Source organism: Streptomyces sp. NPDC001709, assembly GCF_053596375.1.
Genome location: NZ_JBSFGB010000002.1, coordinates 203420 through 224669, shown reverse-complemented (window position 1 = coordinate 224669; position 21250 = coordinate 203420). Strand labels below are relative to the sequence as shown.

Sequence of the window (21250 nt, the reverse complement as noted above, 5' to 3'; positions counted from 1 at the left end):
TTGTGGTGTTGCGCCCCTGGGTGTGTGTCATGACGCGTGGCCGTTGATCGTCCGTGCTTTCCGCACCGCCCGCTCGTCCGCCGCCCGCGTCGCGTCCAGCTTCTCCTTGTTCTCGCTGATGACGGACTTCTGCGTGCGCGCTTCGACGGCGTGCACGGCCGGGACGTAGCCGGTGTCGAGCTTGCACCGGGCGTCGGCGGAGGCGGTCTTCTTCTCCTTGTCCGACGGCTTGTCGCCGCGGAACCAGTCGACGTCCGTGGACGCCTTGTCCGGGTCCGGGTAGTGGAAGCCCTTCTTCTTCATGCAGGCCGACCAGTCGCGGTCGGCCTTCTTCCAGGCCGGGTCCTCGCCGGCCTTCTTGTGGGACTCGTACCACAGCTCCAGGGCCATGGAGTAATAGCCGGACAGCTTCACGCCGTTGACCTTCGTCGCCTTGGGCGGCTCGCCGTAGATCGTCCGAGTGGCCTGTCCCAGGCAGCCGCCCTCGGGGATGCGGTGCCCGTGAGCGAAGTGGCTGTCTTTGGACTCGAAGGTGCCGGTGAGGGCGGCGTACTGGTCGGCGGGCCACTGCTGGGGCTGGGCGCCGGAGTCCGGGGTGCGGTTGTGGTAGCCGTGCTCGGACGCCAGGTCGGGGTCGGTCACGCCGTACGGGCTGTCGTCACCGGGCATGCCCGCCCCCCGTGAGCGTGCCCTGCCGGACCGGGTAGGTCGACTCGACGCCCCTGGTGTCGAGTGCGGCGAACCCGTCGAAACCCAGCCGGACCATGCACTGCTTGCCGAGGATCCACTGCGCCCTGCTGACGGCCTTTGCGCCGTCCGAGGCGGGGTCCGGATCACGGGCGCCGTGATGGAGCCCACGCTTCCGGCACAAGGAGAACACAGGAGGTCCACGGAAACCTCCTGTGATCTCCACCATGGCCCCGGCGGCACGGACCTGATGGAGTGTCACCGTCAACTGACCACTGACTGAAGGGGGAACCATGGCCTACGGCCACGGAGTCCGCGCCCGCAGGAGAACCGTCGTCGCGGCACTGGCGGGTGCCGTCCTGAGCACGGGCGTCCTCGCGGCCGCTCCCGCCCAGGCGGCCACGGCACCGCAGGTGTCGGCCCAGGGCGCGTACGCGATGAACCCGGCCACGGGCAAGACGCTGTTCGGCAAGGCGCCGGACGGACAGCTCCGGACCGGGTCCACGACGAAGATCATGACGGCGCTCGTGGTGCTGTCCCAGCCGCACCTCGACCTCGGCAGGAAGGTGAAGATCAAGAAGGAGTACACCGACTACGTCATCGACCCCGCCCACCCGGGCAACCTGCGCTATTCGAGCGCCCGCCTGATCCTCGGCGACTCGATGAAGGTGAGCGACCTGCTGTACGGGCTGCTGCTGCCCTCGGGCTGCGACGCGGCCTACGCGCTCGCGGACACCTACGGCACCGGGTCGACGACGGCCCAGCGGACCAAGTCGTTCATCGCCAAGATGAACGGCAAGGCACGCGAACTGGGCTTGACCAACACCCACTTCGACTCCTTCGACGGGATCTCCAACGGCGACAACTACGCCTCGCCGCGTGACCTGACGAAGCTGGCCGCGACCGCGCTGAAGAACAAGACGTTCAAGACGGTCGTGGGCACCCCGCTGTACAAGGACATGCAGTCCTACCGGCCGGGCGGCGGCACGCACGCGATGGACCCGTGGAAGAACAGCAACACACTGCTCGGCACCTACCGGGGCGCGATCGGCGTGAAGACCGGCTCCGGGCCGGAGGCGCAGTTCTGCCTGGTGTTCGCGGCGACCCGGGGCGGCCGCACGGTCGTCGGCACGGTGCTCGCCGACACGTCGGCGGACCAGCGCTTCAAGGACGCCACGAAGATCCTCGACTACGGCTTCGCGCAGCGCGGCTGAGGCCCGGCCGAGGTCCCGGAGGCCGCCGCCGTGCCGCGGCGGCGGCCGTTCGCCCTCGGGCTCGGGCGAAGTCCGCCTCGGTGAGATGGGTCCCGCAGTCGCGGCAGTGGAAGCGGTACGGGGTCGGCCGGCCCTCCTTGTCGAGCGCCGCGAGGAACTCCTCGGTCGCACCGGGCTCCGAGCCCCATTCGGCGCAGCACCGGCGTGGCTGGGGGCAGAGGCGGCCGTCCGGTACGTCCTCGACGTGGACCGGGCCGGTGTAGAACCAGCCCTGGCCGTGCCCGCGGCATCCCCACGTCTCGTCGGCGGCGCCGAACGATCCGGCGGCCGGCGGGTCGGGGTGGTAGGGGTGGTAGGGGACGACGGCAGCATCGGGCGGGGCGACGACCGCCTGCGGCCGCGGGGCCCCCGGGACGTGCCGCAGAACCTCCTCGCCGGTCACGATCGCCGTCGGCTCGCTCGGCAGCACGGCCGCCGCCCCGGCTGGGCGGCCGGCACGGCGGGCCGACTCGGCGATGATGTCCAGGACGCCGGGCCCGGCCGGTCGAACGTCGCCGTGGCCCCCTGCGCCGGTGCGTGGCGGAGGGGGCGGTCCGGACGGTGTTACGGCAGCTGCGACTGGACCTGGGCCGAGATCAGCTCCAGGTGGTCCAGGTCGTCGAGGTCCAGCACCTGCAGATAGATCCGCCGGGAGCCGATGCCGGCGTACCGCCCGATCTTGTCGACGACCTCGGCCGGGGAGCCGGCCAGGCCGTTGGCCTTCAGCTCGTCCACCTCGCGGCCGATCGCGGCCGCGCGCCGGGCGACCTCCCGGTCGTCCCGGCCGACGCAGACCACGAGCGCGTTGGAGTACGTCAGCGCGTCCGCGCCGCGGCCGGCCTCCTCGGCGGCGGCACGCACCCGGCCGAACTGCCGCTCGCTGTCCTCGACGGAGGCGAAGGGGATGTTGAACTCGTCCGCGTACCGGGCGGCCAGCCGTGGGGTCCGGGTCGCGCCGTGGCCGCCGATGAGGACCGGGACCTTCTTCTGGGCCGGCTTGGGCAGTGCCGGCGAGTCGGTCAGGTCGTAGTACGTGCCGTGGAAGTCGAAGGTCTTGCCGGCATCGGTCGCCCACAGCCCGGTGACGATCGCGAGCTGCTCCTCCAGCCGCGCGAACTTCTCCTTCGGGAACGGGATGCCGTAGGCCCTGTGCTCCTCCTCGAACCAGCCCGCGCCGAGGCCCAGCTCCACCCGGCCGCCGGACATCTGGTCGACCTGGGCGACCTGGATGGCGAGCACGCCGGGCAGGCGGAAGGTTCCTGCCGTCATCAGCGTGCCCAGGCGGATGCGCTTGGTCTCGCGGGCCAGGCCGGCCAGGGTGATCCAGGCGTCCGTGGGACCGGGCAGGCCGTCCGCGCCGCCCATGCGGAGGTAGTGGTCGGAGCGGAAGAAGGCGTCGAAGCCGAGGTCTTCGGTGGCCTTCGCCACGGTGAGCAAGGTGTCGTAGGTGGCCCCCTGCTGGGGCTCGGTGAAGATTCGAAGGTCCATACATCCATCCTGCACGCCACCCACCACGTCAACCTCTCCGGTACCGCCGGGCACGGCCGTCCACGGTCGGGTGAAAATCGCCTGCCCGGCGCGCCGGGCGCCGCGCGGGCCAGTGACCGGCCCCGGTGGTGATCGTTGGGCCGTCGGAGCCGGACCGTCCGGCGCACCGCGCCGAGGAGGCCGTCATGTCCGAAGAGAGTGGCTCCGCCGGTAAGCCGAAGGGACTGCTGGAGCAGATGGAAGAGCTGATGGCGGCGCTGAACGCGGATCTGTCGGAGTTGGCGGATCTGCACGCCGGTCAGAGCGGCGCCGAGGAAGCCGACCTGCGCTGAGGCGCTGTACTGGGGGGGCTGGCACCCCCGGACTCCGCTGTCGGCCCCAACGGCCTTGTCCTCATACGCCGGACGGGCTGCTCTGGTTGCCTTTCGGGCATTTCTGACTGCTCTGACTGCTCTGACTGTTCTGGGTGTCGTCCTCCCGTAGCGTCTCCTCCCGCGCCGCCAGTTTGCGCAGCATCTCCAGGACGCGGTCGCGGGACTCGTCGGCCGCGTCGATGGCCTCCATGCACTGCCAGTACGTCGTCTCGTCGTCGGCGGCGCTGGCCATGCCGACCAGGGCTATGCCGACCTCGCCGAGCAGACCGCCCAGGCAGAGCAGCGTCTCGCGGGCGTCGTCCAGCTCGGTGAGCTGGGCGGCGCGCAGGTCGCCCAGGTCGAGTTCGGGCGGGTCCAGGACCCCGCAGCCCCGGCCCGCCAGTTCGGTCAGGCCGAGCGCCTCGCCGCGCAGCTCCGGCGGGCCGGAGACCGCGAGCCGGCTGCCGATCGCCTGGGCCAGGGCCTGCGCCTGCCAGACCTCCGTCATGATCTCGCCCGCGTCGGCGCCGCCCGCCAGCGCACGCCTGCTCGTGAGAATGAGCCGTACCGCATCCATGCGTCGCCCCCGTCCTTCCGCGTGCTCCGTCGCACGCCCTCTTGAACTCCCTTGTCCACTACCCAGAGTGAAGGTGCTTGAGACGAAAAGCCAGAGGTAAACGGAAATCTGTGGACAACAATTCGGATTCGGCGGGTGAATTGACTCCGGAGAGTGATACCGGAGTTCAGTCCTCCGGCAGTTGGCGGCGCTCGGCCCCGCCCTGCGCCCCCGGCACCGGGAAGCGCCGCTCGTTGCGGTCGATCTTGGCGGCCAGAGCGGCCAGCGGGTCGATGTCCACAGCCGCGCAGAACTGGAGGAGATAGGCGAGGACGTCGGCGACCTCGTCGGCGACCCGGTGCGCGGTGCCGGGGTCGTCCATCACCCGCGCGGACTCCTCCGGGGTCAACCACTGGAAGATCTCGACCAGTTCGGAGGCCTCCACGCTCAGCGCGGCGACGAGGTTCTTGGGGGTGTGGTAGGGCTGCCAGTTGCGCGCGGCCGCGAACTCGGCGAGCCTGCGCTGGAGTCCGGCCAGGTCGAGGGGGTGTTCCGTCACGCGTCCAGGTGTACCACCGTGACGCCCTCCGTCCCGACGGCCCATGAGGCGTCGCTCACCGCGCCCACGCACCGGATGTGCCCGCGCTCGCCCATCCGGACCGCCGTGCCCAGCAGTTCCCGGCGCTGGGACGGGTCGAGGCAGCGGTCGAAGCCGTCGACGAGGACGGTCAGGGTGCGCAGGGCGTCGGGCACCTCGCCCGGGGCGTCCACGTCCAGCACGCCGGGCCCGGTCAGCAGCACGAGTGTCAGCGCGAGATGGCGGAGTTCGCCGTCGCCGAGCCGGGCCAGTTCGGTGCGGAAGCCGTCGCCGTGGTCCAGCACCGCCCGTACCGTGCCGTCCGGCAGCGGCTCGGCGATGAGATCGGTCACCGGACCCGCACAGCCCGCGCGCAGCGCCTCGACCAGCTGGGCGTGCCGACGGCCGCACTCGGCGCGGGTGCGCCACAGCACGTCGGCGAGGTTGTCGCAGCCGGGCAGCAGCCGGCCGGAGCCGAGGGGGACGGGGGTGCGCATGCACTCGGGGCGGGGATCGCAGGGAAACACGGAGCGCAGGGCGACCACCATCTGCTCCGCCGCGGCGAGCACGTGGCGCTGCCCGTCCGTCTTGCCGGCCACGCGCAGCGGCAGCAGGGCGGTGCCGAGGCGGTCGTCGGGGAGCGGGGCGCGGGTCACCGGGGCGGAGCCGGCGGTGTGCCAGGCGGCCTGGACGGTACGGCGCCCGGGGTCGCGCAGCGCGGTCTCCAGCAGGACGACCCCACCCGCGGTCAGCCGCTCCCCCACGATCCTGAGGTCCGGTTCGGCCTGTACGGCGACGTCGAGCCGGACCGGCCCCTCGGCGCCGTGGGCCGTACAGCCGATCCGGAAACCGCGCCGGCCTCCGGCGTCGGGGCGCGCCCGCCGCGGCACACAGGCGAGGGGATCCGGGAACGCCTCTACGAGCGAGGCTCCGCCGCCGAGCCGGGCGAGCGCCTCGTACGCCGCGAGCGCGGTCGTCTTCCCCGCTCCGCTGGGCCCCGCGAACAGGGTGACGGGCCCCAGCGGAAACCCGGCCCGCCGATGCCCCGCGAAGGCCGACAGCCGCAACTCGGTGATCCGGGCACGCACATCGGTGGACTCGGGCGACTGACGGGACTGCGCGGGGACGGTCACGGCGGACACGGAGGGCACGACCATGCCCGGACGGTAGAACTCCCCCACACCGACGAACCGTTTTACCCTCCCCGCGTTCCTCCGATCGGGGGACGACCACCCTGCGGGGGCGGGCCAGAACGGGCCGAGGGACAGGCCGCCGACTGCCTGCGAGCGACCGGCGACCGCGCCAACGGCTGGTCAGACCCGAACAAGCCAAACGCGCTGCGCACCGCCGAAGGCACCCGTCCGTCACCACACGCACGGCGCCCCACCACCGGAGGCATCCGCCAACCGCCGGAGGCAGGAGGCAGGAGGCAGAGGGATCCCTCAGCCCCCCGACACCCCCACCCCGTCCATCAGCCCGCTGACCTCCGTGCCGGGTGGGGTGAGGAGGAACACGTTGCGGTCGACGCGGTGCATTCCGCTGCCCAGGCCGAAGACCACGCCCGTGCTGAAGTCGAGGACGCGCTTGGCGACCTCGGTCTCCGCGCCGGTCAGGTCGAGCAGCACCGGCGCGCCGGCCATCAGGGTCTCGGCGACCTCGCGGGCGTCCGCGAAGACGTTGACCCGCAGGACCACGAACCGGCGCCGGGTCTCGGTCTCGGCGTCCGGCAGCGAGCGGTGGTTCACCGCGGACGGCCAGGCGTCCCGGCCCCGTAGCGGCACGACCTGGGCGAGCCCCTCCCACTGTTCATCGGTGACGTCGTAACGGTTCACCGGCTCCCCCCGACCTGACTCGCACTCCATGCCTGCACCAGCCAATTCTTACGCCAAGTCACCCGTTCGGCCCAACAACGACACACTGCGCGACCGATCGGGTGTCACGCCACCCGGGGGCAACCTGCGGCACATGTACGAATACGCCCGCTTCTTACCTCGCTCATACCGGACTCTTCACATGCCGCCGCGTGCCGTTCATCGGCTGCCATTAGCGTCCACTCCCGTGCACTTGGCAGAAACACAGCAGGTGACAGCCGGCCGGCGGACTCAGTCGGCGGTGTCCGCCGTCCCGGTCGCCCGCGCGGAGGTCCACGAGTCCCCCGCCCAGTGGCATCGGGTGCTGACGCTCCTCGCCGACGTGAGCCTGTTCATCGGCACGCGCACGGTGTGGACGCAGGCGGCCACACACCGGCTGTCCCTGGCGGCGGCCATCTCGGTCTGTTACGCCTCGATCCTGGTGACCGGCGTGCTCGCCCTGACGGTCCGCCGGGCGCGTTCACTGGCCCGCCTGGACCTGGTGGTGCTGGTGACGGCGATCACCCTCACCCTGTGCGCCTGGGCGCTCAACCACACCGGCGGCGACGAGGCGGTCCTCACCACCCAGGCCGCGAAGGAGATGGTCAACGGGAACCAGTTGTACGACCAGCCGTGGCCGTGGCTCTTCCACCTCAAGGGCGTCGCCCTGACGGCGACGACGACCGGCGGTTACGACTTCACGTACGGCTATCCCCCACTGACCCCACTGCTCACCGCCCCCTTCCTGTGGCTCGGCCACAACGGCGCACCGGCGACGGCGGCGGTGACGGTCGTGCTGATCGTGGGCACGGTCGCGCTGTGGCGGCTGCTGCCGACCCCCTGGCGCTCCGCGGCCACGATGGTCTGTCTGGGCTTCAGTTTCCTGCCGATGTACGCCCGTCAGGGCTATCCGGCGATCGTCGGCCTGGTCCTGCTGGTGCCGGTGGTGGTGCGCTGGCCGCGACTCGGTGCCGGGGGCCGGCTGGGCCCGGCCGGGATCGCGCGGGCCGCGTGCCTCGGCGCCGCGTGCGCGGCACAGCAACTCCCCTGGTTCGTCACGCCGTTCCTGCTGGCCGGGATCTACGCCGTGCGCCGCGGTGAACTCGGCGGGCGGGAGGCCGCGCGGGTGGTGCTGCGGATCCTCGGGATCGCGGTCCTCACCTGGCTGCTGATCAACGCGTACTTCATCGTGACCGAGCCGGGTCCGTGGCTGGGCGGCATCGCGCTGCCGCTGACCCAGGGCGCGGTGCTGCACGGCCAGGGCCTGGTGGGCATCTCGCTGTACTTCACCCACGGCAGCGACCGGCTCGACTGGTACGGCCACGCGAGCATGCTGCTCGCCGCGGCCCTGCTGGCCCTGTTCGTGCTGTTCGTCCGGCGGCTGGGTCCGGCCGCGACCGTGCTGCCCTGGTGCGCCTTCTATCTGGCGACCCGCTCCCAGGACGGCTACTACCTGATGATGACGCCGCTGTGGCTGGCGGCGGCGATCACCGTGCCGCTGTCGGACGTCTCGCACGCGTGGCAGCCGCGGCCCCGCTGGCTGACCGGCACGCGCCGCCGGCCCGCCCTGGTCGCGGCCGTGGTGCTGCTGGTGGCGCCGGCCCTGGTGAGCGCGACCCTCGCCGTGACGGGCCGGCCGCCGCTGCGGATGGACATCACGGCGGTCCGGCACCCTGCCGCGCACACGGTCACCGCGATGACCGTGAAGGTGACCAACACCGGCGACCACGCGCTCACCCCGCACTACATGATCACCACGGGCCAGGGCATGACCCGGTACTGGACGCAGGTGCGCGGACCGGCGACGATTCCCGCCCACACCACGGCGACCATCGAACTGAGGGCACCGCTCGGCAAGTTCCCGGTGCCGACGAAGAGGAGCACCCGGCTGCGGCTGCGCGCGTTCACGGCGACCCCGCAGACGCTGTCCACGCTGGACGTGAAGCGGGCCCAGCTCGACCCCGACGGCTGACCTCAGGAGGCGGCGCGGGTGAAGCGCAGCCCCGCCGTCACCGTGGTCAGGCCGCGCATCATGCCCAGCTGGTTCCAGCCCATGCCGAACTGCTCGCGGTCCACGGTGAACTCCGCGTCCAGGGCGAGCGCCTCGGCGTTCGCGTCGGCCAGGCGGGCGGTGAAGGTCACCGGCCTGCTGGTGCCCCGCACGGTCAGCTGACCGGTGACCCGTACGCCGTCGCCGTCGAGGCGGTCGGCGCCGCGGACGGCGAAGGTGATCTCCGGGTGGTTGTCGGTGTCGAAGAAGTCGGCCGAGCGCAGGTGGGTGTCCCGCTTGGCGTTCTTCGTGTCCAGGGAGGCGGCGTCCAGGGTCACCGTGCCGGTGGCCGAGCCGTCGGGCCGTACCTCGCCCCGGCCGGTGACGGCGGTGAACGTGCCCTTCACGGTGACCAGGCCCCACATGGTCCGGTGGCGCAGGCCGACGGTGGACGCGGCCGGGTCGAGCTGCCAGGTGCCTGTCTGCACGGCGACGGTCATGGCGGTACTCCCGAATCGAGTGGTTCAAATTTGGATGACTGCCGCCACGCTAGCGCCTCATCCAAATTTGGACAACAGGTAGACTCGATCCATGTCCGCCTCCGACGCACACCCGGCCGACCAGTTCACTTGCCCCGCCGCGGGGAGCGGGCTGCTGCCCGCCGAGCTGCGTGCGTGGATGGTCCTGCTGGCCGCGACGGGCGCTGTGGAGCAGCGGATGCGGTCGGTGGTGAAGGAGACCCTCGACGTCTCCCACGACGAGTTCCTGATCCTGTGCCTGCTGGCGGAGCAGCCGCGCACCGGACTGCGCATGACCCAGGTCGCCGATCTCCTCGGCCGCCCCAAGACCCGGCTCACCTACCAGATCGCCTGCCTCCAGCGGGCCGGCCTGGTCGCCCGCACATCCGTCTGCGGCGACAAGCGCGGGGTGCAGGTCGCCCTCACCGACAAGGCGCGTGAGCTGCTGGGCGAGACCTCCGCCCTGCTCGCCGGGACCGTCCGGCAGGCCCTCGCCGACTCCATGGGCCCCGATCAGCGCGCCGCCATGGGCGCGCTGGTCCCGGAGCCTGCGGCCCCCGAGGACGAGCCCTCCGGCGGCTGAGCGGCGCAGGTCACAAGCACAAGTGGAGAAACCTCACAAGCGATAGTCATGCCTGGCTCTGGCGGCCTGCCCTACCATCCGAGCCATGACGGTCCTGCCTGACGACGGGCTCCCACTGGCCGCCGAGTTCCCTGACGCGACACACGAGCAGTGGCAACGCCTGGTCGCGGGTGTGCTGCGCAAGTCGGGCAAGGAAGTCTCGGGCACGGCAGCTGAGGACGCTCTGTCCACGACGCTGGAGGACGGGCTGCGCACCCGGCCCCTCTACACCTCGCGCGACGACGCGCCCGACCCCGGCCTGCCGGGCTTCGCCCCGTATGTGCGCGGCGGACGTCCCGAAGGCAACACCCTGAGCGGCTGGGACGTACGGCAGCGGCACACCGCCCGCACGGAGAACGCCGTCCTGGCCGACCTGGAGAACGGCGGCACCTCGCTGTGGCTGGTGCTGGGCGAGGGCGGCATCCCGGTCGCCGAACTGGGCCCGGCGCTTGAGGGCGTGTACCTCGACCTGGCGCCGGTCGTCCTGGACGCGGGCCGGGACACCGAGCAGGCCGCCGAGGCGCTGCTGCGGCTGTACACGGACAAGGGCGTGGACGCCAAGGCCGTACGCGGCAATCTGGGCGGCGACCCGCTCGGGTACGAGGCACGCACCGGCACCGCCCTGGACTTCGCGCCGTACGCCGCGCTGGCCGCGCGCTGCGCCGAGCAGTACTCCGGCCTGCGCGCCCTCACCGTGGACGCGCTGCCGTACCACGAGGCGGGCGGCTCGGCCGCGCAGGAGCTCGGCGCCTCGCTCGCCACCGGTGTGGCGTATCTGCGGGAGCTCACCGAGGCCGGGCTGGGCGTCGAACAGGCCGCCGGGCAGCTGGAGTTCCGCTACGCGGCCACCGCCGACCAGTTCCTGACCATCGCCAAGCTGCGCGCCGCGCGCCGGCTGTGGGCCCGGGTCGCCGAGGTCTGCGGCGCCCCCGGTGCTCAGGTGCAGCACGCGGTGACCTCGTCGGTGATGATGGCCCGCCGCGACCCGTGGGTGAACATGCTCCGCACGACCGTCGCGACGCTCGCCGCCGGCGTCGGCGGCGCCGACTCCGTGACCGTGCTGCCGTTCGACCACGCGCTCGGCCTGCCCGACGCGTTCGCCCGCCGGATCGCCCGCAACACCTCCACGATCCTCATCGAGGAGTCCCACCTGGCCCGGGTCATCGACCCGGCGGGTGGCTCCTGGTACGTCGAGCGGCTCACCGACGAACTCGCCCGTGCCGCCTGGGAGTTCTTCCGGTCGATCGAGCGCGACGGCGGCCAGGCGGCCGTGCTGCGCTCCGGCCGGCTGCGCACCGACCTCGCGACCACGTGGGCGGAGCGCTCCAAGAAGCTCGCCAAACGGCGCGAACCCATCACCGGTGTCAGCGAGTTCCCGCTGCTGGCCGAGAAGCCGGTGGAGCGCGAGCCCGCGCCCGAGCCGCCGTCCGGTGGTCTGCCCCGGGTGCGCCGGGACGAGGCGTACGAGGAGCTGCGCGCCCGCTCCGACGCCCACCTCGCGGCGACCGGCGCCCGCCCCCGCGTCTTCCTCGCCACGCTGGGCTCTGCCGCCGAGTACACCGCGCGCGCGACCTTCGCCGCCAACCTCTTCCAGGCGGGCGGCATCGAGCCCGTCACCGAGGGCGGCTTCGCGGACAGCGGCGCCACCGAGGCCGTGCTGTGCTCCAGCGACGCGCTGTACGCCGAGCAGGCCGAGCAGACCGCCGAGTCCCTCAAGGCGTCCGGGGCCCGCCATGTGTTCCTCGCGGGCCGGGGCGAGTACGCCGGCATCGACTCGTACGTCTTCGCGGGCTGCGACGCCATCGACGTCCTGTCCGCGACCCTCGACCGCATGGGAGTGTCCTGATGGGAATCCCCGACTTCTCCGGCATCGAGCTGGGGACGCCGGCCGTCGACGGCGGTGCCGAGGAATGGCGTGCGGCCGCCCGGCGGGCGACCGGGAGCGAAGAGCCGCTGTGGGAGACCCCGGAGGGCATCGGGGTCAAGCCGCTGTACACCGGCCGTGACCTGGAGGGCCTGGACTTCCTGGGCACCTACCCGGGCGTGGCGCCGTATCTGCGCGGTCCCTACCCGACGATGTACGTCAACCAGCCCTGGACGATCCGCCAGTACGCGGGCTTCTCCACCGCCGAGGAGTCCAACGCGTTCTACCGGCGCAACCTGGCGGCCGGCCAGAAGGGCCTCTCGGTCGCCTTCGACCTGCCCACGCACCGGGGCTACGACAGCGACCACCCGCGCGTGACCGGCGACGTCGGCATGGCGGGCGTGGCGATCGACTCCATCTACGACATGCGGCAGCTGTTCGACGGGATCCCGCTGGACAAGATGACGGTGTCGATGACTATGAACGGCGCCGTGCTGCCGGTGCTCGCGCTGTACATCGTGGCGGCGGAGGAGCAGGGCGTACCGCCCGAGAAGCTGGCCGGAACCATTCAGAACGACATTCTGAAGGAGTTCATGGTCCGCAACACCTACATCTATCCGCCGAAGCCGTCGATGCGGATCATCTCCGACATCTTCGCCTACACCTCGCAGCGGATGCCCCGCTACAACTCCATCTCCATCTCCGGCTACCACATCCAGGAGGCCGGGGCGACGGCCGACCTGGAGCTGGCGTACACCCTCGCGGACGGCGTGGAGTACATCCGGGCGGGCCGGGAGGCGGGCCTGGACGTGGACGCGTTCGCACCGCGCCTGTCCTTCTTCTGGGCGATCGGCATGAACTTCTTCATGGAGATCGCCAAGCTGCGCGCGGCCCGGCTGCTGTGGGCCAAGCTGGTCAGCCAGTTCGACCCGAAGAACACCAAGTCCCTCTCCCTGCGCACCCATTCGCAGACCTCGGGCTGGTCGCTGACCGCGCAGGACGTCTTCAACAACGTCACGCGTACGGCCGTGGAGGCGATGGCGGCGACCCAGGGCCACACCCAGTCGCTGCACACCAACGCCCTGGACGAGGCCCTCGCCCTGCCGACCGACTTCTCGGCGCGCATCGCCCGCAACACCCAGCTGCTCATCCAGCAGGAGTCGGGCACCACCCGGGTCATCGACCCGTGGGGCGGCAGCGCGTACGTCGAGCGGCTGACGTACGACCTCGCGCGCAAGGCCTGGGCGCACATCCAGGAGGTCGAGCAGGCCGGCGGCATGGCGCAGGCCATCGACGCCGGCATCCCGAAGCTGCGCGTGGAGGAGGCGGCCGCCCGCACCCAGGCCCGCATCGACTCCGGGCGCCAGCCGGTGATCGGCGTGAACAAGTACCGCGTGGACAGCGACGAGCAGATCGAGGTCCTGAAGGTCGACAACTCGTCCGTACGCGCCCAGCAGATCGAGAAGCTGCGGCGGCTGCGCGCGGAGCGGGACGAGCAGGCCTGCCGGGACGCGCTCGACGCGCTCACCCGGGCCGCCGACGGCAAGGAGAACCTGCTGGAGCTGGCCGTCCACGCGGCCCGCGCCAAGGCGACCGTCGGTGAGATCTCCGACGCCCTGGAGAAGGTGTACGGCCGGCACGCGAGCCAGATCCGTACGATCTCCGGCGTGTACCGCAACGAAGCAGGGGAGTCTCCCTCCGTGGACCGCACCCGTGCCCTGGTGGACGCCTTCGAGGAGGCCGAGGGGCGCCGCCCGCGCATCCTGGTCGCCAAGATGGGCCAGGACGGCCACGACCGCGGCCAGAAGGTGATCGCCACCGGGTTCGCCGACCTCGGCTTCGACGTCGACGTCGGCCCGCTGTTCCAGACCCCGGAGGAGGTCGCCCGTCAGGCGGTCGAGGCGGACGTCCACGTGGTCGGCGTGTCCTCGCTGGCCGCAGGCCATCTGACCCTCGTCCCGGCGCTGCGCGAGAAGCTCGCCGAGGAGGGCCGCGAGGACATCATGGTCGTGGTCGGCGGCGTGATCCCGCCGCAGGACGTGCCGACGCTGCTGGAGATGGGCGCCGTGGCCGTGTTCGGGCCCGGGACGGTGATCCCGGACGCGGCGTACGACCTGGTCAAACGGCTGTCGGCCGACCTCGGCCACGAGCTGTAGGGCGCCGATGGCACCGATCGATCTCGACGCATATGTGAAGGGTGTACTCGACGGAAAGCGGGCGATCGTGGCCCGCGCGATCACGCTCGTCGAGTCCACCCGCCCCGGGCACCGGTCGCTGGCGCAGGAGTTGCTGACACAGCTGCTTCCGCACAGCGGCCGGGCGCGGCGGATCGGCGTGAGCGGGGTGCCGGGTGTCGGCAAGTCGACGTTCATCGACGCGTTCGGCACCCTGCTGACCTCGCTGGGCCATCGGGTCGCCGTCCTCGCCGTGGACCCGTCCTCGACCCGCACCGGCGGCTCGATCCTGGGCGACAAGACACGCATGGAACGCCTGGCGGTCGACCCGAACGCCTTCGTCCGCCCCTCCCCCAGCGCGGGCACGCTGGGCGGGGTCGCGAAGGCCACCCGGGAGTCGATGGTGGTGATGGAGGCGGCGGGCTACGACGTGGTCCTCGTGGAGACCGTCGGCGTGGGCCAGTCGGAGACGACGGTCGCGGAGATGGTCGACTCCTTCCTCCTGCTGACCCTGGCCCGCACCGGCGACCAGCTCCAGGGCATCAAGAAGGGCGTCCTGGAACTGGCCGACGTGATCGCCGTCAACAAGGCGGACGGCCCGCACGAGCGCGACGCGAGGGCCGCCGCCCGTGAACTGGCGGGCGCGCTGCGCCTGATGCACGGCAAGGAGTCGTTCTGGACCCCGCCGGTGCTGCACTGCAGCGCCCGCGAGTCGGCGGGCCTCGATGTGGTGTGGGAGCGCCTGGAACAGCACCGTACGCTGCTCGACTCCACGGGCCGGCTGACCGCCAAGCGGCGCGATCAGCAGGTCGGCTGGACATGGGCGATGGTCCGCGACGAGCTGCTGGGCCGGCTGCACGCCGACCCGGCGGTGCGCGAGGCCGCCCCCGACCTCGAACGCCAGGTCAGGGACGGCCGGCTGACGGCGACACTGGCGGCGGAACGCATTCTGGAGGCGTTCGGGGAACGTACGACTCCCGTGGCCGGGGCCTGAGTCGGAAAGCAGGCCCCGGATCTCCCTCACCGTCGCGTCCCGGCCGGCCAGGACCGGTAGGGGCCGCGCCGTTCAGCGGGGCGACGACCCGGCGCGGGGATACGGCCGGGGTCACGGGCCGGCAACTCCTGGGCGACGGAGACGCCGTAGTCGTGGGCGCCCAGCGCGATCTCGCGGATCCCCTCACGCGCCCGGACGGCCTCGACCAGGCACGGCACGGTCGTCGCCGTTCAGCTCGGCCGTGGCGCCGCCGACGATCCAGTCGGCACGATTCATCCGGGGTCTCCGATGCCGCCCAGCAGGGCGTTCAAGCCGAAGGCGAACTCCTGGTCGCCATCGGGAAGGTTGAGCGGCTCGGCGAGTTCCCGGACCACCGGGTACTGCGGTAGCCCGGCGAACAGCTCCGTCATCGCGGTCCGCTCCTCGACGCCGCGCGCCGCGCCGCCGGTGCCCAGCAGCGCGGTGCCGATGACGAAGTGCGCGACGGTCAGATAGATCTGGACGGCTTGCGCCGGTTCCCATCCGGCCCGGATCAGCAGGCCGAGCCCGATCTCCCGGGCCCGCAGGGCGTTGGGCCCCAGCAGCTGGCCCATCGTCAGCAGCGGCACGATCGCGGGATGCGCGAGCAGAACCCGTCTGAACTCCCACGCGCCCGCCTCCAGACCGGCCCGCCACCCGCTGCCGGTCTCCGGTGGCGCGCCCTCGCCCAGCACATGGTCGACGAGTTCCACCAGCAACTCGTCCCTGCTGGCCACGTGCCGGTACAGCGAGGTGTGCCGCACACCCATCTCCTCGGCCACCCTGCGCATGGTGAGCGCTGCGAGCCCTTCGGCGTCCACGATCTCCAGGGCCACCTGGGTGATCCGCGTCAGCTCGAGCCCGCCCGCGCGCGGCCGCTGCCGCTCCCGCGCCGCGTACCGGGCCCGCCACCATGCCGCCGATCCCGCCTTGGTCATCGGCTGAGCAGGTCCCGGCCGACGTCGGCGAGCGTGGGCCGGCCGGCCAGGGCGAGGGTGAGGTCCAGCTCGGCCATCAGGCAGCGCAGCACATGCCGTACGCCGTCCTCGCCCGCCAGGCCCAGCCCGAAGGCGTAGGGACGGCCGATCATCACCGCCTCCGCACCGAGGGCCAGGGCCTTGGCGACGTCGGCGCCCGAACGGATCCCCGAGTCGAACAGGACGGTGATCTGCGAGCCGACCTCCGAGGCGATCGCGGGCAGCGCCTCCAGGGAGGCGATCGCCCCGTCCACCTGGCGGCCGCCGTGATTGGAGACCACGATCCCGTCCATGCCCGCGTCCACGGCCCGGCGGGCGTCGTCGGGGTGCTGGATGCCCTTGAGTACGATCGGGCCGTCCCACTCCTCCCGCAGCCACGCCAGGTCGTCCCACGTCAGGCTGGGATTACCGAAGTTGGCCACCCAGTGCAGCAGGGCCCGGTCGCGGTTGCCGTCGGTGACCGGCCCGCCGATCGCCTTGTGGAACACCGGGTCGCTCCAGTAGTTCTGCACACCGATCCCCTGGAGGAATGGCAGGTAGGCCTGGTCGAGGTCGCGCGGCCGCCACGCCATGGCGAAGGTGTCGAGGGTGACGACCAAGGCGCTGTAGCCCGACTCCTTGGCGCGGTGGAGGAAGCTGGCGGCCAGCTCGCGGTCCTTCGGCCAGTACAACTGGAACCAGCGCGGCCCGGCCTCGGCGGCGACCTCCTCCATGGCGGTGGAGGCGGCCGTCGAGAGCGTCATGGTCACACCGAGCGCCTTGGCCGCACGGGCCACGGCGAGTTCGCCGTCCGGATGGAGGATCCGCAGCACCCCGACCGGGCCGAGGATGACCGGGGCGGGCATCTCCGTCCCGAGGACCGTGGCCGAAAGATCGCGCTCGGCGACGTCACGGAGCATCCGGGGCACGATCTTCCACTGGTCGAACGCGTCGAGGTTGGCCCGCGCCGTCCGCTCACCCCCCGCCGCCCCCGCGACATAACCGTGCGCCTGCGGAGCCAGCCGCACCCGCGCCACCTCCTCCAGCCGACGCAGATCGGTCGGAAGCTCCGGCACGACCCCGCCGAGGCCGGCCAGATAGATCTCGTTCTGAAAATCGGCAAGGGACAACGGGGCTCCTTGGACGAGACCGACGAGCTTGACGCCGCCACTATGCGTCCACTGGACGCATGGGGCAAGGGTATGCAGCCCGACCGACACTCCATCAGAAAGGGCGCCGGATGAATGCGAAGATCACCTGAGGTTTGTGCGCCTGCTGAGCAGCGGTGACGCGGCTCGCTGTGCACCGCGACACCGGGACCCCGACGTCCCTGTGCAGTACGACACCGGGTGCGGTGAAGTGCTGCGCTACGTTTACTCCCCCTGCCGCTACGCCTACTCACTCAGTCGGCCAGGGCAGGTTGGCTGCCGGAGGCATCACACGTGGGTGCCTGCCGCAGGGGGCCGTCTCGGACTCCAACATGAAGACCAAGAGCGGCCAACGCGGCCAGGACGGTGACGTCGATGCCCACCGATGCGAGGGCTTTCGCGAACCCCGAAGAGCCTCCGTTCGCCTCCCGCCACCCCTGCGCTGTAACGCCGAGCGCATCGCCACCCAGCGTCCAGACGGTCTTGACCCCCGCTCACGGCAGGAGTCCGCACATGAACAGGTAGACCACGACCCGGGTTCGCTTCGACGTGGTTCAGTCCGCACCGCGGGCACCTGCCGCGCAGACCGGGATCGCCAGGAACAGTTGGACCGCCGGCGCATACGCAACGTCCGGCGACGGTGCCTGAGATCGGACGTCACCAGTTCGCGTTCGCGGCGGCGGGCCCTGGTCCACAGATACTGGTCACCGCCACCCAGCGATGGTTTCGCGTCCGCCGGGCCCGATGATGTCCGCGGACCCGTACCCCCCTGAGCGTCGCGGATCACGTCCGCCCGAGTGCTGTCTCGACGGCCGCTCGGTGATCTCACCTACCTCGGGCCGGCCGTCGCAGAGGTGGTGGCCGAGGTGGGCGGGTTCGGGGGCTCGGTGAGGTGCTGGGTGCCGCCCGGGGAGGTGCAGGCGTGGACCCCGGAGGTGAGCAGAACACATGCCTTGGCCGTTGAGGGGCTCGGCGCTGCGACCATCGCGCTGAAGGTGTCGGTGTCGTAGTGGACCTTGTTCTGGTAGGTCCGACCCCCCTCGCCGACGACCCGGGCGATGTCGCCGGGGTGTCCCCAGCTGATACGGGACCAGGCGGCCTTGCAGGCATCGCTGTAGCGCAGCTCCACGTAGACCCCGGCGACCTTGTACAGGGCAGCGGTCCAGGCGTCGCCACCGCAGCCGGTTTGTCCGGGGTTTTTTCCGGCACAGCTGTCCGCGAAGCAGTTCACGTCGAGTTGCCTGGTCGGTGCGTCCTTGCCCACGGTGCCGTCCCGGTCGCCGTGCGCGCCCGAATGCCGGCCGAAAGCGCCGTACAGGGAGACGGACAGGCCAACGACGGCGGCCAGGGCGACCACCGTCCGGATCAGCTGCCGCCGGCCGAACCGACGGCTCACGGACGGCGGCTCTTCGGCCTGTGCGGCGGGAGCGCGCTCCGTTACGGGAGCGGATTCCTCGAACGGCCGGTCGTGGCCGTCGGCTGCATCCCGGGCCCCGTCCGTTTCACTGGTTCCATGGTCGTGCCAAGCAGTGCTCGCCAGTTCCCACAGCGCCACGAGCCGGGCGGGATCGGCGTCGGCCAGCTTTCCGAGGGAGGTCACCGCGTGCTGCGGTGGCAGTGCCTTGCCGTTCAGATAGCGTTCCCAGGAGGACTTGCTGTACGGAGTGCGGCCGCCGAGTACGGCCAGACTCAGCCCGGCGTGGTCCTTTAAGTTCCGCAGTTCGACGACCAGATGCCGGACGTCCGAGGCGAGGCCGCCGGGTAACGGCTTCCAGTCAGTCACGTACGCCCTCCGGGCCAGTGCTCTCTGGGATCATCACCTTCCTCCCTACTGTATCTACGCGGGCGATCGCGGAACCGCTCGTTTTGCATAACTCGGTGCGCGTAAAACGCACTTGACGTCACGACGGTGAGACGGTGCCATGGGCGAAGGGACGACGGCGCGCGCCGCGCTGTGCGTAGTGATTCTGGCGGTGGTATGTGCGGGGTCCGGAGCCCCGCGGTACCACCAGTCCCGCGACCGGCGTGGCGGCGTGCTCGTCGCCGACGAGCTAGGCGCCACACAGCAGTTGGTGGTCGGCCGCACCCGGCGCAGCGACCTGATCGGCCTGTGGCAGAGCCTGCTGTGGGCCGACGGATACTCGGCACGCTCCGGGGTCACCTGCACGTACGACCAGGCGACGGCCGAGGCCACCCGCGTCTGGCAGAGCAATCACCACCTGTCCGCGGACGGGATCGTCGGGCCGGCCACCTGGGGCGCCGCAGCGGAGCGTATCGTCCCCGTCGGCCAGTGGATGGTCTACCAGGGCGAACGCTACGGCCTCCCGTTGCGCCAGGCACCGGACGGCGTCTACGAGGTCTATGACGCCGGGCGGTTCCATCGGCTGCGCACGAACGCCGTCACCCTCACGCGCTGCCGCTGACGGCGTCGATCCAGCTGTCGTACTGTGCGACGCCGAGTTGTCGGCCGTGGACGACGACCGTGGCACGTGCCGCGTCCGGCCCGCTCGCCACCATCGCCGTGTACGCCCCGCCGTCGGTGGCCGTCTGCTGGTCGCCGCCCGTCGTGGCGATCCGCAACCCGGCCGTCGCCGCCGCGGTGTCGACCTCCGCCCAGCTCGCCCGGCAGGCGGGGCTGTACTGAAGCGTCAGGACGCGGCCGTATGCGCGCAGCCGGTGGACGACGACACCGTCCCGGTCACACCTTTCGCGGTAGGGGTCCAGGCCCCGGCAGCCGACCGCCCGGCACCCTGCGGCCGCCCCGTCCGCCGCGCTGTGCAAGGGCCACGGCCAGGCCGGCGCTCCGGATGGAGCGCCGGCCGGCAGGCGGCCTGCCTCCGTCCCGCTGGTCCAGCTGTCCCATGGCACGGCGAGCAGCAGGGGGGCCAGCAGCGAGCAAGCGGCGACAGCGGCCAGTACACCCGCGTGCGGCACTCGAAAGCCACGCGGGGACGGCCGGTCCTCAGCCGGTAAGGGACCTGTGGGTACGGCGTCCGGGGGATCCGGGTCCCGTACGTCACCTGCCGGACGCACCGGTGCGGGTGACGAGTCAGTGTCATCGACCAGGCGCTCTCCCGTCCAGGCGTGGGCCGCCGATTCCCACAGCACACGCAGGGATTCGGCATCGGCCTGCGCCAGCCGCCCCAGCCCGGCCACCGCCGCCCATGGGGGCAGTCTCCGCCCGTTGAGGTAGCGCAGCCACGAACTACGGTGCTGGCGGCATGGACGGTGGGCGACCACTACCGCGTGCTCATCGCCTTGGGACGGCGCCACCTGGGAGAGGACGCGATCCGTACCACTCTGGCACCGGCCCGCGCAGAAGCCGTCGCAACCCTACGGCGCGGTCAGCGCGAAGGCGTCTTCGCGGACCACCTTCCCGCACCTGTCCTCGCCCAAGCGCTGGAGGCACTGATGCTGGCCCTCGCCGAGGAGAACGCCGCATGCCCGTGGGCGGACCCCACTGGTGAGGCTGCGGCAACCGCGTTCCTCGTCGCCGTCGGCGTAGCACCACAGAGGGCCGCGCTTCAGGTGCAGGAGGTCATCGGGCGAGATCGGGCAGCGGCCGACGGGTGACCTCGTGGGCGTCGTCCGCAGCGAGGCCGAGCATGCGCAGGACCATCTCGGCCAGGTCGGAGGCGGCCTCGTCGCCGTCGAGGTCCGGGCGGTCCAGCCGCAGAGCCACCAGGGACAGCAGGGTGCCGCCCAGGGCGGACAACGCGGTGGTGGCGTTGCCGCAGGTGAAACGGCCTGAGGCGATGCCGATCTCCAGGTCGCGCAGGGCGCGTGGGGCGAGGCCGCGGTCGGCGTGGATGTGGGACAGGCCGCGGTCGCGCAGGATGCGCATGAGTTCCGGGTGGGAGTCGGCCATCCGGGCGGTGAGCCGGAAGCCGGCCGCGACCAGCTCGGCCGGGTCGTCGATGCCTTCCACGCGCGCGTCGATGACCTGCCCGAACTCCTCCAGGGCGTCCGTCACCGCCGCGTCGAACAGCTCAGTCTTCGACTCGAAGTGGTTGTAGAAGGACCCGAAGCCGACATCGGCGCGCTCGGCGATGACCTGGATGCTCGCGCTCGTGTCCCCGGTTTCCGCGAGGATCTGCCGGGCCGCGCGGACGAGCGCCTGGCGGGTCTCGGCACGGCGTCGCTCGAAGCGGTTCTTGGGCGGGGCTGACGTCGGCATGCGGCCCAGTGTAACCGCCGCAACG

24 protein-coding genes are annotated in these 21250 nt (G+C 71.7%); 9 read left to right on the top strand and 15 right to left on the bottom strand.

All coding sequences use genetic code 11. From position 1 onward, the window contains the following. Nucleotides 1-27: 27 nt before the first annotated feature. Both ACWC0C_RS03910 and ACWC0C_RS03905 read right to left on the bottom strand, forming a co-directional pair. Entirely contained in the window at nucleotides 28-669 is a 642-nt protein-coding gene (locus ACWC0C_RS03910; protein ID WP_450861369.1) for a hypothetical protein, read from the bottom strand. Beyond that, the gene (locus ACWC0C_RS03905) at nucleotides 659-871 is read right to left on the bottom strand and encodes a hypothetical protein (protein WP_450861367.1); all 213 of its coding nucleotides are present in this window, start codon (nucleotides 869-871) and stop codon (nucleotides 659-661) included. The genes ACWC0C_RS03910 and ACWC0C_RS03905 overlap by 11 nt, the downstream gene beginning before the upstream one ends. A gap of 109 nt (nucleotides 872-980) precedes the next feature. Here ACWC0C_RS03905 and ACWC0C_RS03900 point away from each other — a divergent pair, with 109 nt between their 5' ends. Then, nucleotides 981-1901, top strand: coding sequence for a D-alanyl-D-alanine carboxypeptidase family protein (locus tag ACWC0C_RS03900; RefSeq protein ID WP_450861366.1), 921 nt, complete (start codon nucleotides 981-983; stop codon nucleotides 1899-1901). Here ACWC0C_RS03900 and ACWC0C_RS03895 read toward each other — a convergent pair. Next, nucleotides 1852-2370, bottom strand: coding sequence for a hypothetical protein (locus ACWC0C_RS03895; protein ID WP_450861364.1), 519 nt, complete (start codon nucleotides 2368-2370; stop codon nucleotides 1852-1854). The genes ACWC0C_RS03900 and ACWC0C_RS03895 overlap by 50 nt on opposite strands. Before the next feature lie 134 nt (nucleotides 2371-2504). After that, nucleotides 2505-3428 (bottom strand): LLM class F420-dependent oxidoreductase, encoded by a 924-nt coding sequence (locus tag ACWC0C_RS03890; RefSeq protein WP_449194841.1) that lies wholly within the window; start codon nucleotides 3426-3428, stop codon nucleotides 2505-2507. A 185-nt stretch (nucleotides 3429-3613) separates the two neighbouring features. On the opposite strand from ACWC0C_RS03890, the gene ACWC0C_RS03885 reads away from it, so the two are divergent. Next, nucleotides 3614-3760, top strand: coding sequence for a hypothetical protein (locus ACWC0C_RS03885; protein ID WP_449194842.1), 147 nt, complete (start codon nucleotides 3614-3616; stop codon nucleotides 3758-3760). Between the two features lie 61 nt (nucleotides 3761-3821). Here the strand turns inward: ACWC0C_RS03885 and ACWC0C_RS03880 are convergent, their stop codons facing one another. The 4 genes from ACWC0C_RS03880 to ACWC0C_RS03865 all read right to left on the bottom strand — a co-directional run bounded on the left by ACWC0C_RS03880 (nucleotide 3822) and on the right by ACWC0C_RS03865 (nucleotide 6776). Then, on the bottom strand, nucleotides 3822-4358 hold the full coding sequence (locus tag ACWC0C_RS03880) for a DUF6099 family protein (RefSeq protein WP_450861361.1): 537 nt from the start codon (nucleotides 4356-4358) through the stop codon (nucleotides 3822-3824). Between the two features lie 166 nt (nucleotides 4359-4524). Then, entirely contained in the window at nucleotides 4525-4941 is a 417-nt protein-coding gene (locus ACWC0C_RS03875; RefSeq protein ID WP_449194844.1) for a nucleotide pyrophosphohydrolase, read from the bottom strand. Beyond that, the gene (locus tag ACWC0C_RS03870; RefSeq protein ID WP_450861359.1) at nucleotides 4893-6071 is read right to left on the bottom strand and encodes an AAA family ATPase; all 1179 of its coding nucleotides are present in this window, start codon (nucleotides 6069-6071) and stop codon (nucleotides 4893-4895) included. Before ACWC0C_RS03870 ends, ACWC0C_RS03875 begins: the two co-directional genes overlap by 49 nt. Nucleotides 6072-6356: 285 nt before the next feature. Beyond that, the gene (locus ACWC0C_RS03865; protein WP_449194846.1) at nucleotides 6357-6776 is read right to left on the bottom strand and encodes a cell division protein SepF; all 420 of its coding nucleotides are present in this window, start codon (nucleotides 6774-6776) and stop codon (nucleotides 6357-6359) included. A gap of 250 nt (nucleotides 6777-7026) precedes the next feature. Between ACWC0C_RS03865 and ACWC0C_RS03860 the strand changes: the two genes are divergently transcribed. Further along, entirely contained in the window at nucleotides 7027-8736 is a 1710-nt protein-coding gene (locus tag ACWC0C_RS03860; RefSeq protein WP_450861715.1) for a hypothetical protein, read from the top strand. 2 nt (nucleotides 8737-8738) lie between these two features. On the opposite strand, the gene ACWC0C_RS03855 is transcribed toward ACWC0C_RS03860, so the two are convergent. Further along, nucleotides 8739-9254, bottom strand: a complete 516-nt coding sequence (locus ACWC0C_RS03855) for a YceI family protein (RefSeq protein ID WP_450861357.1) — start codon at nucleotides 9252-9254, stop codon at nucleotides 8739-8741. 91 nt (nucleotides 9255-9345) lie between these two features. Between ACWC0C_RS03855 and ACWC0C_RS03850 the strand changes: the two genes are divergently transcribed. The 4 genes from ACWC0C_RS03850 to meaB all read left to right on the top strand — a co-directional run bounded on the left by ACWC0C_RS03850 (nucleotide 9346) and on the right by meaB (nucleotide 14926). Beyond that, on the top strand, nucleotides 9346-9855 hold the full coding sequence (locus ACWC0C_RS03850; RefSeq protein ID WP_450861355.1) for a MarR family winged helix-turn-helix transcriptional regulator: 510 nt from the start codon (nucleotides 9346-9348) through the stop codon (nucleotides 9853-9855). An 85-nt stretch (nucleotides 9856-9940) separates the two neighbouring features. Beyond that, nucleotides 9941-11740, top strand: a complete 1800-nt coding sequence (locus tag ACWC0C_RS03845) for a methylmalonyl-CoA mutase family protein (protein ID WP_450861353.1) — start codon at nucleotides 9941-9943, stop codon at nucleotides 11738-11740. Next, nucleotides 11740-13914, top strand: coding sequence for a methylmalonyl-CoA mutase (gene scpA, locus ACWC0C_RS03840; RefSeq protein WP_450861351.1), 2175 nt, complete (start codon nucleotides 11740-11742; stop codon nucleotides 13912-13914). Before ACWC0C_RS03845 ends, scpA begins: the two co-directional genes overlap by 1 nt. A 7-nt stretch (nucleotides 13915-13921) precedes the next feature. Further along, nucleotides 13922-14926: a methylmalonyl Co-A mutase-associated GTPase MeaB gene (gene meaB / locus ACWC0C_RS03835; protein ID WP_450861349.1), complete on the top strand. Its 1005-nt coding sequence runs from the start codon at nucleotides 13922-13924 to the stop codon at nucleotides 14924-14926. Nucleotides 14927-14952: 26 nt separating this feature from the next. On the opposite strand, the gene ACWC0C_RS03830 is transcribed toward meaB, so the two are convergent. The 4 genes from ACWC0C_RS03830 to ACWC0C_RS03815 all read right to left on the bottom strand — a co-directional run bounded on the left by ACWC0C_RS03830 (nucleotide 14953) and on the right by ACWC0C_RS03815 (nucleotide 18831). Further along, entirely contained in the window at nucleotides 14953-15144 is a 192-nt protein-coding gene (locus tag ACWC0C_RS03830) for a hypothetical protein (RefSeq protein WP_450861347.1), read from the bottom strand. Between the two features lie 54 nt (nucleotides 15145-15198). Then, nucleotides 15199-15882: a TetR/AcrR family transcriptional regulator C-terminal domain-containing protein gene (locus tag ACWC0C_RS03825; protein ID WP_450861345.1), complete on the bottom strand. Its 684-nt coding sequence runs from the start codon at nucleotides 15880-15882 to the stop codon at nucleotides 15199-15201. Further along, a complete protein-coding gene (locus ACWC0C_RS03820) occupies nucleotides 15879-17030 on the bottom strand; it encodes a lactate 2-monooxygenase (protein ID WP_450861343.1) in 1152 nt (383 codons plus the stop codon). The genes ACWC0C_RS03825 and ACWC0C_RS03820 overlap by 4 nt, the downstream gene beginning before the upstream one ends. A gap of 847 nt (nucleotides 17031-17877) precedes the next feature. Continuing rightward, entirely contained in the window at nucleotides 17878-18831 is a 954-nt protein-coding gene (locus ACWC0C_RS03815) for a DUF2690 domain-containing protein (RefSeq protein WP_450861341.1), read from the bottom strand. Nucleotides 18832-18970: 139 nt separating this feature from the next. Between ACWC0C_RS03815 and ACWC0C_RS03810 the strand changes: the two genes are divergently transcribed. Next, a complete protein-coding gene (locus tag ACWC0C_RS03810) occupies nucleotides 18971-19471 on the top strand; it encodes a peptidoglycan-binding domain-containing protein (protein WP_450861339.1) in 501 nt (166 codons plus the stop codon). Here the strand turns inward: ACWC0C_RS03810 and ACWC0C_RS03805 are convergent. Then, on the bottom strand, nucleotides 19455-19982 hold the full coding sequence (locus tag ACWC0C_RS03805; protein ID WP_450861337.1) for a DUF2690 domain-containing protein: 528 nt from the start codon (nucleotides 19980-19982) through the stop codon (nucleotides 19455-19457). The two genes, ACWC0C_RS03810 and ACWC0C_RS03805, sit on opposite strands and share 17 nt — an antisense overlap. A 276-nt stretch (nucleotides 19983-20258) precedes the next feature. Between ACWC0C_RS03805 and ACWC0C_RS03800 the strand changes: the two genes are divergently transcribed. Continuing rightward, the gene (locus ACWC0C_RS03800) at nucleotides 20259-20621 is read left to right on the top strand and encodes a hypothetical protein (protein ID WP_450861335.1); all 363 of its coding nucleotides are present in this window, start codon (nucleotides 20259-20261) and stop codon (nucleotides 20619-20621) included. Here the strand turns inward: ACWC0C_RS03800 and ACWC0C_RS03795 are convergent. Beyond that, nucleotides 20587-21225 carry a TetR/AcrR family transcriptional regulator gene (locus tag ACWC0C_RS03795; protein WP_450861333.1) on the bottom strand — a complete coding sequence of 213 codons (639 nt, stop codon included), beginning with the start codon at nucleotides 21223-21225 and terminating at the stop codon, nucleotides 20587-20589. The two genes, ACWC0C_RS03800 and ACWC0C_RS03795, sit on opposite strands and share 35 nt — an antisense overlap. Nucleotides 21226-21250: the final 25 nt, after the last annotated feature.